The sequence below is a fragment of the Oxalobacteraceae bacterium OTU3CINTB1 genome, from assembly GCA_024123955.1.
Lineage (GTDB): Bacteria > Pseudomonadota > Gammaproteobacteria > Burkholderiales > Burkholderiaceae_D > Rugamonas.
Genome location: CP099652.1, coordinates 6,827,420 through 6,844,562, shown reverse-complemented (window position 1 = coordinate 6,844,562; position 17,143 = coordinate 6,827,420). Strand labels below are relative to the sequence as shown.

General features: G+C 56.5%; 6 protein-coding genes, 2 tRNA genes and 6 rRNA genes. 11 read left to right on the top strand and 3 right to left on the bottom strand.

The features are described from left to right. Positions 1–153: 153 nt before the first annotated feature. Both NHH73_29865 and rrf (NHH73_29860) read left to right on the top strand, forming a co-directional pair. Positions 154–3,026 (top strand): 23S ribosomal RNA (locus NHH73_29865). 132 nt (positions 3,027–3,158) lie between these two features. Then, positions 3,159–3,271 (top strand): 5S ribosomal RNA (rrf, locus tag NHH73_29860). 75 nt (positions 3,272–3,346) lie between these two features. Here the strand turns inward: rrf (NHH73_29860) and NHH73_29855 are convergent. Further along, positions 3,347–4,627, bottom strand: a complete 1,281-nt coding sequence (locus NHH73_29855) for an FAD-dependent oxidoreductase (GenBank protein USX26694.1) — start codon at positions 4,625–4,627, stop codon at positions 3,347–3,349. A 120-nt stretch (positions 4,628–4,747) separates the two neighbouring features. On the opposite strand from NHH73_29855, the gene NHH73_29850 reads away from it, so the two are divergent. Next, positions 4,748–5,035 (top strand): hypothetical protein, encoded by a 288-nt coding sequence (locus tag NHH73_29850; protein USX26693.1) that lies wholly within the window; start codon positions 4,748–4,750, stop codon positions 5,033–5,035. A 92-nt stretch (positions 5,036–5,127) separates the two neighbouring features. Here NHH73_29850 and NHH73_29845 read toward each other — a convergent pair whose 3' ends face one another. Continuing rightward, positions 5,128–7,257, bottom strand: coding sequence for a TonB-dependent receptor (locus NHH73_29845; protein ID USX26692.1), 2,130 nt, complete (start codon positions 7,255–7,257; stop codon positions 5,128–5,130). Positions 7,258–7,461: 204 nt separating this feature from the next. Between NHH73_29845 and NHH73_29840 the strand changes: the two genes are divergently transcribed. Both NHH73_29840 and NHH73_29835 read left to right on the top strand, forming a co-directional pair. Next, a complete protein-coding gene (locus NHH73_29840; GenBank protein USX26691.1) occupies positions 7,462–8,982 on the top strand; it encodes an aldehyde dehydrogenase family protein in 1,521 nt (506 codons plus the stop codon). Positions 8,983–8,984: 2 nt separating this feature from the next. Continuing rightward, positions 8,985–9,356 (top strand): DUF779 domain-containing protein, encoded by a 372-nt coding sequence (locus NHH73_29835; protein USX26690.1) that lies wholly within the window; start codon positions 8,985–8,987, stop codon positions 9,354–9,356. A 2-nt stretch (positions 9,357–9,358) separates the two neighbouring features. Here the strand turns inward: NHH73_29835 and NHH73_29830 are convergent, their stop codons facing one another. Continuing rightward, positions 9,359–11,281, bottom strand: coding sequence for a sigma-54-dependent Fis family transcriptional regulator (locus NHH73_29830; GenBank protein ID USX26689.1), 1,923 nt, complete (start codon positions 11,279–11,281; stop codon positions 9,359–9,361). 484 nt (positions 11,282–11,765) lie between these two features. Here NHH73_29830 and NHH73_29825 point away from each other — a divergent pair. The 6 genes from NHH73_29825 to rrf (NHH73_29800) all read left to right on the top strand — a co-directional run bounded on the left by NHH73_29825 (position 11,766) and on the right by rrf (NHH73_29800) (position 17,126). Beyond that, positions 11,766–13,294, top strand: a 16S ribosomal RNA gene (locus NHH73_29825). Between the two features lie 80 nt (positions 13,295–13,374). Further along, positions 13,375–13,451 (top strand) — tRNA-Ile (locus NHH73_29820). A 12-nt stretch (positions 13,452–13,463) separates the two neighbouring features. Beyond that, positions 13,464–13,539, top strand: a tRNA-Ala gene (locus NHH73_29815). 233 nt (positions 13,540–13,772) lie between these two features. Beyond that, a 23S ribosomal RNA gene (locus NHH73_29810) occupies positions 13,773–16,645 on the top strand. Between the two features lie 132 nt (positions 16,646–16,777). Next, positions 16,778–16,890: ribosomal RNA gene (rrf, locus tag NHH73_29805) — 5S ribosomal RNA — on the top strand. Positions 16,891–17,013: 123 nt separating this feature from the next. Further along, positions 17,014–17,126 (top strand): 5S ribosomal RNA (gene rrf / locus NHH73_29800). The 16S, 23S and 5S rRNA genes sit together here with 2 tRNA genes alongside, the layout of an rRNA operon. The last annotated feature ends 17 nt before the right edge of the window (positions 17,127–17,143 follow it).

Sequence of the window (17,143 nt, the reverse complement as noted above, 5' to 3'; positions counted from 1 at the left end):
TAACAATCTGGAAGAAGTAAGTAAATTTTTATTGATCGCGACACCGACAGGTGGCGCGATGGGTAATGATTGTATGTATCAACAAACGCAACAACGTAGTACTTCTTATTCCTATAAACGCTCCTTGTTTAGTCGCAGGGGCTAACGTTATAGGGACAAGTGAATAAGTGCACATGGTGGATGCCTTGGCGATTACAGGCGATGAAGGACGTAGTAGCTTGCGATAAGCTGCGGGGAGCTAGCAAACAAGCTTTGATCCGCAGATTTCCGAATGGGGAAACCCGGCCTTTTAGGTCATTGCATACTGAATACATAGGTATGCAAAGCGAACGCGGCGAACTGAAACATCTAAGTAGCTGCAGGAAAATAAATCAACCGAGATTCCCAAAGTAGTGGCGAGCGAAATGGGAAGAGCCTGCACGTTTTAGCATGACGCATAACAGAATCCTCTGGAAATAGGAGCCATAGCGGGTGATAGCCCCGTATGTGAAATGCGATGTGTGGAACTAAGCGTGCGACAAGTAGGGCGGGACACGAGAAATCCTGTCTGAATATGGGGGGACCATCCTCCAAGGCTAAATACTCGTAATCGACCGATAGTGAACCAGTACCGTGAGGGAAAGGCGAAAAGAACCCCGGGAGGGGAGTGAAATAGATCCTGAAACCGTGTGCATACAAACAGTAGGAGCGGACTTGTTCCGTGACTGCGTACCTTTTGTATAATGGGTCAGCGACTTACATTCAGTGGCAAGGTTAACCATATAGGGAAGCCGTAGAGAAATCGAGTCCGAACAGGGCGATAGTCGCTGGGTGTAGACCCGAAACCAAGTGATCTACTCATGGCCAGGATGAAGGTGCGGTAACACGCACTGGAGGTCCGAACCCACTAATGTTGAAAAATTAGGGGATGAGCTGTGGGTAGGGGTGAAAGGCTAAACAAACTTGGAAATAGCTGGTTCTCTCCGAAAACTATTTAGGTAGTGCCTCAAGTATCACCATCGGGGGTAGAGCACTGTTATGGCTAGGGGGTCATCGCGACTTACCAAACCATTGCAAACTCCGAATACCGATGAGTGCGAGCTTGGGAGACAGACGTCGGGTGCTAACGTCCGGCGTCAAGAGGGAAACAACCCAGACCGCCAGCTAAGGTCCCAAAGATTGGCTAAGTGGAAAACGAAGTGGGAAGGCTAAAACAGTCAGGATGTTGGCTTAGAAGCAGCCATCATTTAAAGAAAGCGTAATAGCTCACTGATCGAGTCGTCCTGCGCGGAAGATGTAACGGGGCTAAGCCAGTCACCGAAGCTGCGGATATGCGCAAGCATATGGTAGGAGAGCGTTCTGTAAGCCTGCGAAGGTGTCTTGTAAAGGATGCTGGAGGTATCAGAAGTGCGAATGCTGACATGAGTAGCGATAATGGGGGTGAAAAGCCCCCACGCCGTAAGCCCAAGGTTTCCTGTTCAACGTTCATCGGAGCAGGGTGAGTCGGCCCCTAAGGCGAGGCAGAGATGCGTAGCTGATGGGAAGCAGGTTAATATTCCTGCACCGTCGTATGATGCGATGGGGGGACGGATCGCGGAAGGTTGTCCAACTGTTGGAATAGTTGGTTGCTGCTTCATAGAAGGCGCTTAGGCAAATCCGGGCGCGTAATTCAAGGGAGTGGGACGAGAGACTTAGGTCTCGAAGCAATCGGAAGTGGTTCCAAGAAAAGCCTCTAAGCTTCAGTCATACGAGACCGTACCGCAAACCGACACAGGTGGGCGAGATGAGTATTCTAAGGCGCTTGAGAGAACTCGGGAGAAGGAACTCGGCAAATTGGTACCGTAACTTCGGGAAAAGGTACGCCCTTGTAGCTTGGCTGATTTACTTCAGTAGGGTGAACGGGTTGCAATAAACTGGTGGCTGCGACTGTTTAATAAAAACACAGCACTCTGCAAACACGAAAGTGGACGTATAGGGTGTGACGCCTGCCCGGTGCTGGAAGATTAAATGATGGGGTGCAAGCTCTTGATTGAAGTCCCAGTAAACGGCGGCCGTAACTATAACGGTCCTAAGGTAGCGAAATTCCTTGTCGGGTAAGTTCCGACCTGCACGAATGGCGTAACGATGGCCACACTGTCTCCTCCCGAGACTCAGCGAAGTTGAAGTGTTTGTGATGATGCAATCTACCCGCGGCTAGACGGAAAGACCCCATGAACCTTTACTGTAGCTTTGCATTGGACTTTGAATCAATCTGTGTAGGATAGGTGGGAGGCTTTGAAGCGGGGACGCCAGTTCTCGTGGAGCCAACCTTGAAATACCACCCTGGTTCATTTGAGGTTCTAACCTTGGCCCGTTATCCGGGTCGGGGACAGTGCATGGTAGGCAGTTTGACTGGGGCGGTCTCCTCCTAAAGTGTAACGGAGGAGTTCGAAGGTACGCTAGGTACGGTCGGACATCGTGCTAATAGTGCAATGGCATAAGCGTGCTTAACTGCGAGACTGACAAGTCGAGCAGGTACGAAAGTAGGACATAGTGATCCGGTGGTTCTGTATGGAAGGGCCATCGCTCAACGGATAAAAGGTACTCTGGGGATAACAGGCTGATTCCTCCCAAGAGTTCATATCGACGGGGGAGTTTGGCACCTCGATGTCGGCTCATCACATCCTGGGGCTGTAGCCGGTCCCAAGGGTATGGCTGTTCGCCATTTAAAGTGGTACGTGAGCTGGGTTTAAAACGTCGTGAGACAGTTTGGTCCCTATCTGCCGTGGGCGTTGGAAATTTGAAGGGGGCTGCTCCTAGTACGAGAGGACCGGAGTGGACAGACCTCTGGTGTACCGGTTGTCACGCCAGTGGCATTGCCGGGTAGCTAAGTCTGGAAGAGATAACCGCTGAAAGCATCTAAGCGGGAAACTTGCCTTAAGATGAGATTTCCCAGAGCCTTGAGCTCTTTGAAGGGTCGTTCGAGACCAGGACGTTGATAGGTCAGGTGTGGAAGTGCAGTAATGCATTAAGCTAACTGATACTAATTGCCCGTACGGCTTGTCCCTATAACCTTAGCAGGTTGTGGTGAATGAGAAGTGCGTTGAGGCGTTCGTTGATACACAACTTCATTACCCCATTTACTTACTTCTCCAGATTCTGAGCAACGTTCACAAGAACGCGGCTCGTACAAGTCAATGCCTGATGACCATAGCAAGTTGGTCCCACCCCTTCCCATCCCGAACAGGACCGTGAAACAACTCTGCGCCGATGATAGTGCTGCAACCAGTGTGAAAGTAGGTTATCGTCAGGCTAGTTATATAGAAAAACCCCCATCCGCCTAAACGCGCTCAAGATCGCGTTTAGTGCAGGTGGGGGTTTTTTGCGTTTATAAACTCGTCCCCAACCGCTTCCCAAGGCAAAGCAACGTCAACGTCGGCGGCAATCCCCAAGGCCCGGGAATCACGGACGCATCACAAACAAACAGATTCCGCGTAGTCGTTTGCAAATTACCGTCCACCACATCGCCTATACGCAAACTCCCTCCGGGATGCGCTGCGAAATGCCAGCTTTTAAAGATCTTCTTCGCCCCGGCCGCCCGCAGAATCTCGCGCGCCATGCCAACCCCGGACGCCAACTTCGCCCGATCCCCTGCGGTCAGCGTCTTATCCACCCATCGCGGCCCGACACCCCCTCCAATATCGTCGCGTATCTTCACCATCAAAGTCAGCGTTCGCGCATGCGACATCAACCGGTCGAGCCGCCCGACCTGCGCCGCGAACGCCTGATACATCGGCTTCGGCAAAGTCATATCCGCCAGCGCGATCCCTTCCTCGTGCAAATACATCCCGGCCGCCATCGGCACTTCGGCGCCGCCGTCGATATCATCCACGACACCCATGACCGCGATCACCGGATCGCTGAAGAAAGCGCTGCTTTCCGCATGCAGGCCAGAGCGATGCAGCAGACGCGGACTACCGATGCCGCCTGCGGCCAACACCACGTTCGCGCCAAATGCCTGGTGTATTTCACCACCGCGCCGATATCGCACGCCGACGGCACGGCCTTTCTCCACAATCACTTGTTCCACTTTGGCTTCGTCGAGCAGGACCGCGCCGAGCTGGACGGCCTCGTCGATGAAATCGCGCGCTGTCCACTTGGCGCCGAACGGGCAACCATAGACGCAACGCCAGCAACCGGTGCGGCAAGATTGTGGACGAATTAGTTTATCGAGCTTGCGCCACCCCAGCTTGCGCGCCAGGGCGCCTTGCTGAATGCGTTTGGCCATCGGGCCGATCAACTCGTCCGGCAGTGGTGCCATTGGCAACTCCGCGCGTAGCGATTCCAGCGCCGGCGCCAGATCGATGCCGTGGGCGGCGAACATGGACAACGGAGGCGGCGCGGCAGTGGCGAAATTGATGGTGGTGGTGCCGCCGGCCGCGATACCGCTGACCAGCAGCGAAGCGTCGCGATGGATGAAAGCGCCTTTACCGGGAACGGCGGCGATGCCCGCCATTTGCGACAGTGTCCCTTGCAGCGGCGCAGCGCTTCCCTGTTCCAGTATCAGTACGCGCAATTGCCTGCGCGCCAGTTCTCGCGCGACGCTGGCGCCGCCGGGTCCGCTGCCGACAACGATCGCGTCAAACGTCTGGGCTACTTGCTGGTTCATGGGGATATTCCTATATGAGGCGTTCACCTTAGCGCATTTCGGGCTCGCTTGCGCAAACACATAACCCGTTTGCGTCAGCGGGTCACTATCCTGATTCCACAACTTTGCAGGAGCGTTGACATGAGCGATACCAGCGAGCACAACAGAATGGCCGAAAAATTGACCGGACCGGTTTCAGCGATATTGGATAAGCACCGCGCGACCATCATGCCCATGTTGGGCGGGGGCTCGGGATCGATCACGCAGGCGGCGCTGCGCAATGATGAGGCGGTGCGCAAGGTTGCGGGGTATTGTTATTTGATGCTGCCGGGGTTGGTGAGGCTGGCGGTGAAGGAGCCGGTGTTTGTCGATTTTGTGTTGAACAATCGGGAGCGGTTGCTGGATAAGTTGGTGGAGAAGGCCGCGTAATTTTCGGACGTCGCGGGCGGAGCATGCATGGCGGATTACGGCGTTGCCTAATCCGCCCTACGTGTCTCCGTGGTTTTTGAATTTTCCTGTCGTTAGAATTGGTATTGCGCGCTTGCGCCGACCAACCAGTTGCGTTGCGGGGCCGCTTCATAATAGCGCTTGTTGGTGTCGCCGACGATCACCGAGCCGACGTAGTTTTTATCCAGCAGGTTATTCAGCCGCACGAATTGTTTGAAGCGCCAGCCTCGCCACTGCTGCTTGGCGCTGACCCGCGCATTCAATATGCCGTAGCCTGGCGCCGGCTGGTCCACATTCCCATCGTCCGCATAGATCTTGCTGCTGGCGATCGCTTCCAGGCCGGCGCCATAACGGTCGCCGGCATCCTTCCACGCCACTTCCGCGTAGGCGTTGGCGTTTGGCACGCCGGGCAGGCGGCTACCTTCCAGCACCGCGCCGTAGCTCTGATCGTAGATCGCGCGCAGGCTGGTCAGCGCGACACGCGTGCTCAAACCGTGGCGCCACGCCGAGTCGAGCGATACTTCCAAACCCTGCCGCAAGGTCTTGCTGGCGTTGCGATAGCTGGTGCGGCCGCCGCCGCTGCTGTCGACCACCACCTCATCCGTCGTGCGGACCTGGAATACGGCGGCGTTAATGCTGGTGCGCTCGTCCAGCTTGCTCTTGATGCCCGCTTCCAGATGCGTGCTCTTGGCCGGCTGCAGGCCGAAGTTGAAGCCGCCGCCGGTGCCCGAGTAGAACAGTTCGTTGAGCGTCGGCGTTTCGAAACCGCGCGCGGCGCTGGCGTAGACGTTGAGCATCGGCGACACGCGGTACAGCACGCCCAGCACGGGCGTGGTGTGGCTGTACTCCAGGCTGCCGCTGTCGTTGCCATTGCTCAGGAAGCGGTCGTCCACGGAAATCTTCACGGTGCTGCGGCGCAGGCCCGCGCTCAGCATCCAGGGACCTGATTGCCATTCGGCCTGCACATACGGATCGAGATTGGAGACCTTGTCCTGCTCGTCGCGGCGCAGCGCGCCCTTCACGCCCAGCTGGGCGCCGATGAAGTTCTCGTAGCCCTCGCGGCCATCGGTGGAGCGGCCGTATTCCACGCCAACCGTCGTACTCAACTTGCCGCCCGCCAGCTGGCTGACGTGCATCCAGCTCAGGTCGGTGCCGTAGAAGTCGCGGTCGAAATTCACCACGCCGCCCGAGTGCGTCGGCGGCGCCTGGAAGCCGCGCGAAAACGCCTGGTACTGGATGACTTCGCGATTGCCGCCGTAGGCCGTCACGCGCAGCCGATCCTCGCCGAAGCGCTGCTCCCATGTCGCGCCCACTTGCGTGTGGTCGATGCTCTTGCGGGTGTTGTAGCGGTCGGCCAGCGTGCGCTTCGGCACTTGGGTATCGGTGGCGTCGGTTTCGCCCGCGCGCGGGTCGCGCTGATAGGTGGCCCAAGTCACGCCCAAGGGATCTTGCGTGTCGTCCTGGCGCAGCGCGTTGGCGACGATGGTCAGCTTGGCGTTGTCCATCGGCTCCACGGTCAGCTTGGCAAACGCCTGGTCGCGCGTGGCGGCGCTGTGCGCGCGGTAGCCGTCGGTTTCGAAGCGGGACGCGTCGAGGACGTAGCCGACACCGGCTTGCTTGCCCTGCGCGTTGACGTCGGCCTTGCGGGTGCCGTAGCTGCCGGCGGTGAGATTGGTTTCGATGGTGGGCGCGCCTTCGCCGTCGCGCGTGAACATCTGGATCACGCCGCCGGAGTGGTTGCCGTAAATGGCGGAGAACGGACCGCGCAATACTTCGATGCGTTCCGCCATGTCGAGATTGAAGGTGGCGGCTTGGCCTTGGCCATCGGGCATGCTGGCCGGAATGCCGTCGGCGATCAGCCGCACGCCGCGCACGCCGAAGGTCGATCGGGCGCCAAAGCCGCGCGATGAGATCTGCAAGTCCTGCGCATAGTTGTGGCGGTTCTGCGCCACCAGGCCGGGTACCGCCGCCAGCGCCTCGGAAGCGTTCACCCGCGCCTGCGATTCATGGATGCGCGCGGCGTCGACGACGTCGATCGCGGCGGGCATGTCGAAGACGGTGTGGCCGACGCGCGTGGCGCTGACAACAACGACCTCGACCGGCGCGTCTGCATTGTCCGCGTTGTCGGCGGCTGTGGCCAGGCTGGAAGCACCAAGCGCAAACAGCGCGGCGACGGCATTAAGTTGAATTGGGGAACGCTTCATGTTTTCTCCGAGTGGGCAGCCTGCAATATACCTGCCCGACGCAAAAAGTGCGTCGCGGTTGCTCCAGCGGTGTGTCAAAACTGAACACTTTTACAGGCGCGCAAAGGGGGAAATCCCCGGACGTCCCCGTCGAGGCGGCTGGCACGGTGTTTGCGAAAGAAAGATGGTCACCACACCACATCACCACAGCAGAAAGAGGACGACATGAATCTCGCAGACATCAGCAAACTGGGCGTAGCCAATCCATTCAAGCCACGGTACGACAACTACATCGGCGGCAAGTTCGTCGCGCCGGTCAAGGGCGAATATTTCGGCAACATCACGCCGATCACCGGCCAGGTGTTTTGCGAAGTGGCGCGCTCGACCGCTGAAGACATCGAGTTGGCGCTCGACGCCGCGCACGCCGCCAAGGAGGCCTGGGGCAAGACCTCGCAGACCGAGCGCGCCAACATCCTGAACAAGATCGCCGACCGCATGGAGGCGAACCTGGCCTTGATCGCCACCGCCGAGACCATTGACAACGGCAAGCCGATCCGTGAGACCACCGCCGCCGACATTCCGCTGGCTATCGACCATTTCCGTTACTTCGCCGGCTGCATCCGCGCGCAGGAGGGTTCGGTGGCGCAGATCGATTCGGAAACCTACGCCTACCACTTCCACGAGCCGCTCGGCGTGGTCGGCCAGATCATTCCGTGGAACTTCCCGATCCTGATGGCGGTGTGGAAGCTGGCGCCCGCGTTGGCGGCCGGCAATTGCGTGGTGTTGAAACCGGCCGAGCAGACGCCGGCGTCGATCATGGTGCTGCTGGAAATCATCGCCGATCTGTTGCCGCCTGGCGTGTTGAACATCGTCAACGGATTCGGGCTGGAAGCGGGCAAGCCGCTGGCGTCGAACAAGCGCATCGCCAAGATCGCTTTCACCGGTGAAACCGGCACCGGCCGCCTGATCATGCAGTACGCCGCGCAGAACCTGATTCCGGTGACCCTGGAGCTGGGCGGCAAGTCGCCGAACATCTTCTTCGCCGATGTGATGGACGCCGACGACGCCTTCTTCGACAAGTGCCTGGAAGGGTTCGCCATGTTCGCGCTGAACCAGGGCGAGGTGTGCACCTGCCCGTCGCGCGTGCTGATCCAGGAATCGATCTACGAGAAATTCATTGAGCGCGCGCTGGCCCGCGTGGCCGCGATCAAGCAGGGCAATCCGCTCGACGCCTCCACCATGCTCGGCGCGCAGGCGTCGCAGGAGCAGTTGGAAAAAATCATGTCGTACATCGACATTGGCAAGCAGGAGGGCGCCGAGCTGCTGGCCGGCGGCGAGCGCAACATGCAGGGCGGCGACATGAAGGATGGCTACTATGTGCGTCCGACCGTGTTCAAGGGCGACAACAAGATGCGCATTTTCCAGGAGGAGATTTTCGGGCCGGTGGTGTCGGTCACGACCTTCAAGGACGAGGCCGACGCGCTGCGCATCGCCAACGACACGCTGTACGGGCTGGGCGCGGGGCTGTGGACGCGCGACGGTTCGCGCGCCTTCCGTGTCGGCCGCGCGATCCAGGCCGGCCGTGTCTGGACCAATTGCTACCACCTGTATCCGGCACATGCCGCGTTCGGTGGCTACAAGCAATCCGGCATCGGCCGCGAGAACCACAAGATGATGCTGGACCACTATCAGCAAACCAAGAACTTGCTGGTCAGCTATAGCCCCAACGCCTTGGGCTTCTTCTGACCATGGGCGCGGCCATCGCCCGTGTCACGGCCACGCCGGCGGCGCTCGAGCTGATCGCCGCGCTGCGCGACCGGCACGGGCCGCTCATGTTCTTCCAGTCCGGCGGCTGCTGCGACGGCAGCACGCCGATGTGCTACCAGGCGGGCGAGTTCAACATTAGCGATACGGACGTGTTTCTGGGTGAACTGGATGGCGCGCCGTTTTACATGGGGTGCGAGCAGTTCGCCTATTGGGAGCATACGCAGCTGATCATCGACGTCGTCGCCGGCAATGGCGGCATGTTCTCGCTCGACAACGGCACCGGCAAGCGCTTCCTGACGCGCTCGCGCTTGTTCAGCGACGAGGAGGTGTCGCTGTTGAAGCAACAGGCGTAGCGCTATTTGAGGTTCGGCACCTTACGGTAAATCGTGTTGCGCGAAATGCCAAGGGCGCGCGCGGCGGCGGAAACATTGCCGCCGTGCGCCGCCAACGCCTTGTTGATGGCGTGAATCTCCATCTCTCCCAGGTTGGCATCGGCGCCGTTGCCGCGCTGCTGTGGCGCCTGCTCGCCATCCTCTTCAATATCGTCCAGAAAGTCGTCGGGCATATGGCGCAGGCAGATCTCCTGTTCATCGCCGGCCATGACCACCGCCGTGCGCAGCAGGTTGGTCAACTGCCGAAAATTCCCCGGCCAGCGGTGGCGCCGGAACAGCCGAAGGATTTCCTCCGAAACACGATAGCGGCCACTCTCCGCCTCGGTCGCGAGAATCTTCTTGACCACGCTCTCCAGATCGGTCCGATCACGCAGCGGCGGCAGCTTGACCACCAGCCCGTTCAGCCGGTAATACAAGTCCTCGCGGAACAAACCTTTGGCGATGCGTTCGCGCAGATTGTGATTGGTCGCGCAGATCAGTTCCACATTGACCGGTATCGACTTGTCGCTGCCGAGCGGGGTGACCACGCGCTCCTGTAGTACGCGCAGCAACCTCGCCTGCAGGCTGTACGGCATGTCGCCGATCTCGTCGAGGAACAGCGTGCCGCCGTTAGCCTGCAATATCTTGCCGACCGCGCCTTTTTTGCGCGCGCCGGTGAAGGCGCCATCCTCATAGCCGAACAGTTCCGACTCGATCAGCGTCTCCGGGATCGACGCGCAGTTGACGGCCACGAAAGGGCTCATCGCGCGCGGCGAATCGTTATGGATCGCCTGGGCCAGCAACTCCTTGCCGGTGCCGGTTTCGCCCATGATCATGATGGGAATGTCGTGGCCCAGCACGCGCGTGACCTTGTCGATCACTAACTCGAGTTGGGGATCGCCGGTGCGCAGGTAGCGCAGGCCGGACAGGCGGCGTTTGGCCGCCGCAGCCTGGGTGGCGCTGGGCCGCTCGGCGCGTTCCGTTTTGTCGTGCGTCAGCGATTGCTGGAATACACCGTTGCTCAGCCGAAGCTGGGCGCGGCCGGCCACGCGCACGCCGCTGTGCATGCACAGGTTCAGCAGGCCAGGCGACGCGGTGCGGTAGTGTTCGTACAGCGCCGACAACGGCAAGCCGAATAGCGAGCTGAAGGTGTGCGACTGCAATTCCGCCGGCGACAAGCCCAGCTGGAACTGGCCGTTGCGGTTGGCGGCGAGGAAGCGTCCGCCGGGGCTGAAGGAGGCAATCCCTTCCATCAACGTGCCGATGAACTCCGGACGCGCGTGGAAGTGCAGCGTGATCGAGTCTTCATAGGTAGCGGAGAACAGCTGGTTCTCGATCATCAGTGCGGACATGCGCACCAGCGCCATGGTGTGCTTGTGAAAACTGCGCTGGTCGCCGGACACGTCGAGCACGCCGATGACGTTGCCCAGATGGTCGGCGATCGGCGCTGCCGAGCAGGTGAGGAAATGGTTGGCGGTCAGGTAGTGCTGTTCCGCGTGGACCAGCACCGGCGCCTGTTCCGCAATTGCGGTACCGATGGCGTTGGTGCCCTTGCTTTGCTCGGACCAGGCGGCGCCGGGCTGCAGCGCGACGCGATTGGCCTTTTCCAGGAAGTCGTCGTCGCCGAGGGAATGCACGATCACGCCATGTGCGTCGGTCAGGATCACCATGTTGTGGGTGTTGACGATCTGCTGGTACAGCGTTTCCATGGCAGGAACCGCGTGGGTGTGGAGCAGGCGGTTCTGCTCGAGCAGCAGCGAGAGGTCAACGGTGGGGACGCGGCTTAGGTCTGCGGCGGAGTCCGGACGCAGTCCGTACTGCCGGGAGCGGCGGTGCGAGGTTTCAATAATCAGCGGCATGGTGTCTTCCCATGCCGTGCTCAGATGTGGCGCGGTGTGGCGTTCCATTTGTCTCGGTCTCCGGTGGCCGTTAGCGGCTCTGGACCTTAATGTAGCACCCCGCGATGCGCACGCGGCGCTAAAGCAAAAATAAACCTTGTCAGTTCAATCCCGGCTTTGCTATAGTTCGCCCCCTCGCAGAACGACGCATGCAAATGCAGAGTGAAACGAGAAAAGAAGAAGTGGTTGAGGGGTTGACGAAATAAGCGAAACGCTTCATACTCTTTCTTCTGCGCTGACGAACAAAACGATTTGTCAAGCGTGCAAGCAGTACCAGTATCACCGAATACACGTTCTTTAAAAATTAACAGTCGATAAGTGTGGACGTTTGATGAAAGTGCACGCGGAACCTCGGTTCCGCGATACTTAAAATATCAAATGTTCACAAGAAGTAATGAAATAGGCGCTACGAAAGTAGTGGCCTGTCAGTATTTTGAGTGAGCGACCTCTTAGCAATAAGAGTGCCGGTAAAACGGCAAAAGTAACAGAGATTAAACTGAAGAGTTTGATCCTGGCTCAGATTGAACGCTGGCGGCATGCCTTACACATGCAAGTCGAACGGCAGCGCGGGGCAACCTGGCGGCGAGTGGCGAACGGGTGAGTAATATATCGGAACGTACCCTGGAGTGGGGGATAACGTAGCGAAAGTTACGCTAATACCGCATACGATCTAAGGATGAAAGTGGGGGATCGCAAGACCTCATGCTCCTGGAGCGGCCGATATCTGATTAGCTAGTTGGTAGGGTAAAAGCCTACCAAGGCATCGATCAGTAGCTGGTCTGAGAGGACGACCAGCCACACTGGAACTGAGACACGGTCCAGACTCCTACGGGAGGCAGCAGTGGGGAATTTTGGACAATGGGCGCAAGCCTGATCCAGCAATGCCGCGTGAGTGAAGAAGGCCTTCGGGTTGTAAAGCTCTTTTGTCAGGGAAGAAACGGGTCTTTCTAATAAAGAGGCCTAATGACGGTACCTGAAGAATAAGCACCGGCTAACTACGTGCCAGCAGCCGCGGTAATACGTAGGGTGCAAGCGTTAATCGGAATTACTGGGCGTAAAGCGTGCGCAGGCGGTTTTGTAAGTCTGTTGTGAAATCCCCGGGCTCAACCTGGGAATGGCAATGGAGACTGCAAGGCTAGAGTTTGGCAGAGGGGGGTAGAATTCCACGTGTAGCAGTGAAATGCGTAGATATGTGGAGGAACACCGATGGCGAAGGCAGCCCCCTGGGTCAAAACTGACGCTCATGCACGAAAGCGTGGGGAGCAAACAGGATTAGATACCCTGGTAGTCCACGCCCTAAACGATGTCTACTAGTTGTCGGGTCTTAATTGACTTGGTAACGCAGCTAACGCGTGAAGTAGACCGCCTGGGGAGTACGGTCGCAAGATTAAAACTCAAAGGAATTGACGGGGACCCGCACAAGCGGTGGATGATGTGGATTAATTCGATGCAACGCGAAAAACCTTACCTACCCTTGACATGGATGGAATCCCGGAGAGATTTGGGAGTGCTCGAAAGAGAACCATCACACAGGTGCTGCATGGCTGTCGTCAGCTCGTGTCGTGAGATGTTGGGTTAAGTCCCGCAACGAGCGCAACCCTTGTCATTAGTTGCTACGAAAGGGCACTCTAATGAGACTGCCGGTGACAAACCGGAGGAAGGTGGGGATGACGTCAAGTCCTCATGGCCCTTATGGGTAGGGCTTCACACGTCATACAATGGTACATACAGAGCGCCGCCAACCCGCGAGGGGGAGCTAATCGCAGAAAGTGTATCGTAGTCCGGATTGTAGTCTGCAACTCGACTGCATGAAGTTGGAATCGCTAGTAATCGCGGATCAGCATGTCGCGGTGAATACGTTCCCGGGTCTTGTACACACCGCCCGTCACACCATGGGAGCGGGTTTTACCAGAAGTAGGTAGCTTAACCGTAAGGAGGGCGCTTACCACGGTAGGATTCGTGACTGGGGTGAAGTCGTAACAAGGTAGCCGTATCGGAAGGTGCGGCTGGATCACCTCCTTTCTAGAGTGGCACGAATCATGTAAATGATTCACTCATCAAGCGTTCACACTTATCGACTGTCAATATAAAGAACAGCATTTGGGGCTGTAGCTCAGCTGGTTAGAGCACCGTGTTGATAACGCGGGGGTCGTTGGTTCGAGTCCAACCAGCCCTACCAGTCTTACCCAATGGGGGATTAGCTCAGCTGGGAGAGCACCTGCTTTGCAAGCAGGGGGTCGTCGGTTCGATCCCGTCATCCTCCACCAAAAAGTTCAAATGCAAGCAACGCGCATCGCGTATGTTTATGTTTGATCTTTTAGAGATCAAGTGCTGTACGTTCTTTAACAATCTGGAAGAAGTAAGTAAATTTTTATTGATCGCAAACACCGACAGGTGGATGCGATGGGTAATGATTGTATGTATCAACAAACGCAACAACGTAGTACTTCTTATTTCTATAACCGCTCCTTTGTTTAGTCGCAAGGGGCTAACGTTATAGGGACAAGTGAATAAGTGCACATGGTGGATGCCTTGGCGATTACAGGCGATGAAGGACGTAGTAGCTTGCGATAAGCTGCGGGGAGCTAGCAAACAAGCTTTGATCCGCAGATTTCCGAATGGGGAAACCCGGCCTTTTAGGTCATTGCATACTGAATACATAGGTATGCAAAGCGAACGCGGCGAACTGAAACATCTAAGTAGCTGCAGGAAAATAAATCAACCGAGATTCCCAAAGTAGTGGCGAGCGAAATGGGAAGAGCCTGCACGTTTTAGCATGACGCATAACAGAATCCTCTGGAAATAGGAACCATAGCGGGTGATAGTCCCGTATGTGAAATGCGATGTGTGGAACTAAGCGTGCGACAAGTAGGGCGGGACACGAGAAATCCTGTCTGAATATGGGGGGACCATCCTCCAAGGCTAAATACTCGTAATCGACCGATAGTGAACCAGTACCGTGAGGGAAAGGCGAAAAGAACCCCGGGAGGGGAGTGAAATAGATCCTGAAACCGTGTGCATACAAACAGTAGGAGCGGACTTGTTCCGTGACTGCGTACCTTTTGTATAATGGGTCAGCGACTTACATTCAGTGGCAAGGTTAACCATATAGGGAAGCCGTAGAGAAATCGAGTCCGAACAGGGCGATAGTCGCTGGGTGTAGACCCGAAACCAAGTGATCTACTCATGGCCAGGATGAAGGTGCGGTAACACGCACTGGAGGTCCGAACCCACTAATGTTGAAAAATTAGGGGATGAGCTGTGGGTAGGGGTGAAAGGCTAAACAAACTTGGAAATAGCTGGTTCTCTCCGAAAACTATTTAGGTAGTGCCTCAAGTATCACCATCGGGGGTAGAGCACTGTTATGGCTAGGGGGTCATCGCGACTTACCAAACCATTGCAAACTCCGAATACCGATGAGTGCGAGCTTGGGAGACAGACGTCGGGTGCTAACGTCCGGCGTCAAGAGGGAAACAACCCAGACCGCCAGCTAAGGTCCCAAAGATTGGCTAAGTGGAAAACGAAGTGGGAAGGCTAAAACAGTCAGGATGTTGGCTTAGAAGCAGCCATCATTTAAAGAAAGCGTAATAGCTCACTGATCGAGTCGTCCTGCGCGGAAGATGTAACGGGGCTAAGCCAGTCACCGAAGCTGCGGATATGCGCAAGCATATGGTAGGAGAGCGTTCTGTAAGCCTGCGAAGGTGTCTTGTAAAGGATGCTGGAGGTATCAGAAGTGCGAATGCTGACATGAGTAGCGATAATGGGGGTGAAAAGCCCCCACGCCGTAAGCCCAAGGTTTCCTGTTCAACGTTCATCGGAGCAGGGTGAGTCGGCCCCTAAGGCGAGGCAGAGATGCGTAGCTGATGGGAAGCAGGTTAATATTCCTGCACCGTCGTATGATGCGATGGGGGGACGGATCGCGGAAGGTTGTCCAACTGTTGGAATAGTTGGTTGCTGCTTCATAGAAGGCGCTTAGGCAAATCCGGGCGCGTAATTCAAGGGAGTGGGACGAGAGACTTAGGTCTCGAAGCAATCGGAAGTGGTTCCAAGAAAAGCCTCTAAGCTTCAGTCATACGAGACCGTACCGCAAACCGACACAGGTGGGCGAGATGAGTATTCTAAGGCGCTTGAGAGAACTCGGGAGAAGGAACTCGGCAAATTGGTACCGTAACTTCGGGAAAAGGTACGCCCTTGTAGCTTGGCTGATTTACTTCAGTAGGGCGAACGGGTTGCAATAAACTGGTGGCTGCGACTGTTTAATAAAAACACAGCACTCTGCAAACACGAAAGTGGACGTATAGGGTGTGACGCCTGCCCGGTGCTGGAAGATTAAATGATGGGGTGCAAGCTCTTGATTGAAGTCCCAGTAAACGGCGGCCGTAACTATAACGGTCCTAAGGTAGCGAAATTCCTTGTCGGGTAAGTTCCGACCTGCACGAATGGCGTAACGATGGCCACACTGTCTCCTCCCGAGACTCAGCGAAGTTGAAGTGTTTGTGATGATGCAATCTACCCGCGGCTAGACGGAAAGACCCCATGAACCTTTACTGTAGCTTTGCATTGGACTTTGAATCAATCTGTGTAGGATAGGTGGGAGGCTTTGAAGCGGGGACGCCAGTTCTCGTGGAGCCAACCTTGAAATACCACCCTGGTTCATTTGAGGTTCTAACCTTGGCCCGTTATCCGGGTCGGGGACAGTGCATGGTAGGCAGTTTGACTGGGGCGGTCTCCTCCTAAAGTGTAACGGAGGAGTTCGAAGGTACGCTAGGTACGGTCGGACATCGTGCTAATAGTGCAATGGCATAAGCGTGCTTAACTGCGAGACTGACAAGTCGAGCAGGTACGAAAGTAGGACATAGTGATCCGGTGGTTCTGTATGGAAGGGCCATCGCTCAACGGATAAAAGGTACTCTGGGGATAACAGGCTGATTCCTCCCAAGAGTTCATATCGACGGGGGAGTTTGGCACCTCGATGTCGGCTCATCACATCCTGGGGCTGTAGCCGGTCCCAAGGGTATGGCTGTTCGCCATTTAAAGTGGTACGTGAGCTGGGTTTAAAACGTCGTGAGACAGTTTGGTCCCTATCTGCCGTGGGCGTTGGAAATTTGAAGGGGGCTGCTCCTAGTACGAGAGGACCGGAGTGGACAGACCTCTGGTGTACCGGTTGTCACGCCAGTGGCATTGCCGGGTAGCTAAGTCTGGAAGAGATAACCGCTGAAAGCATCTAAGCGGGAAACTTGCCTTAAGATGAGATTTCCCAGAGCCTTGAGCTCTTTGAAGGGTCGTTCGAGACCAGGACGTTGATAGGTCAGGTGTGGAAGTGCAGTAATGCATTAAGCTAACTGATACTAATTGCCCGTACGGCTTGTCCCTATAACCTTAGCAGGTTATGGTGAATAAGAAGTGCGTTGAGGCGTTCGTTGATACACAACTTCATTACCCCATTTACTTACTTCTCCAGATTCTGAGCAACGTTCACAAGAACGCGGCTCGTACAAGTCAATGCCTGATGACCATAGCAAGTTGGTCCCACCCCTTCCCATCCCGAACAGGACCGTGAAACAACTCTGCGCCGATGATAGTGCTGCAACCAGTGTGAAAGTAGGTTATCGTCAGGCTAGTTATATAGAAAAACCCCCATCCGTCCGAATGCGCAAGAACGCGTTCGGTGCAGATGGGGGTCTTTTCATCCCCAATTTTTAAGCGGCGCGGAAACGCGACGTCAGTAGTACCGGTCAATGCTTGATGACCATAGCAAGTCGGCCCCACCCCTTCCCATCCCGAACAGGACCGTGAAACGACTCTGCGCCGATGATAGTGCTGCAACCAGTGTGAAAGTAGGTTATCGTCAAGCTAGTTATACTTAAAAGC

Coding starts and splice junctions, on each gene's coding strand:
- NHH73_29855 (USX26694.1), bottom strand. CDS start 4,627: ATGAACCAGCAAGTAGCCCAGACGTTTGACGCGATCGTTGTCGGCAGC.
- NHH73_29850 (USX26693.1), top strand. CDS start 4,748: ATGAGCGATACCAGCGAGCACAACAGAATGGCCGAAAAATTGACCGGA.
- NHH73_29845 (USX26692.1), bottom strand. CDS start 7,257: ATGAAGCGTTCCCCAATTCAACTTAATGCCGTCGCCGCGCTGTTTGCG.
- NHH73_29840 (USX26691.1), top strand. CDS start 7,462: ATGAATCTCGCAGACATCAGCAAACTGGGCGTAGCCAATCCATTCAAG.
- NHH73_29835 (USX26690.1), top strand. CDS start 8,985: ATGGGCGCGGCCATCGCCCGTGTCACGGCCACGCCGGCGGCGCTCGAG.
- NHH73_29830 (USX26689.1), bottom strand. CDS start 11,281: ATGGAACGCCACACCGCGCCACATCTGAGCACGGCATGGGAAGACACC.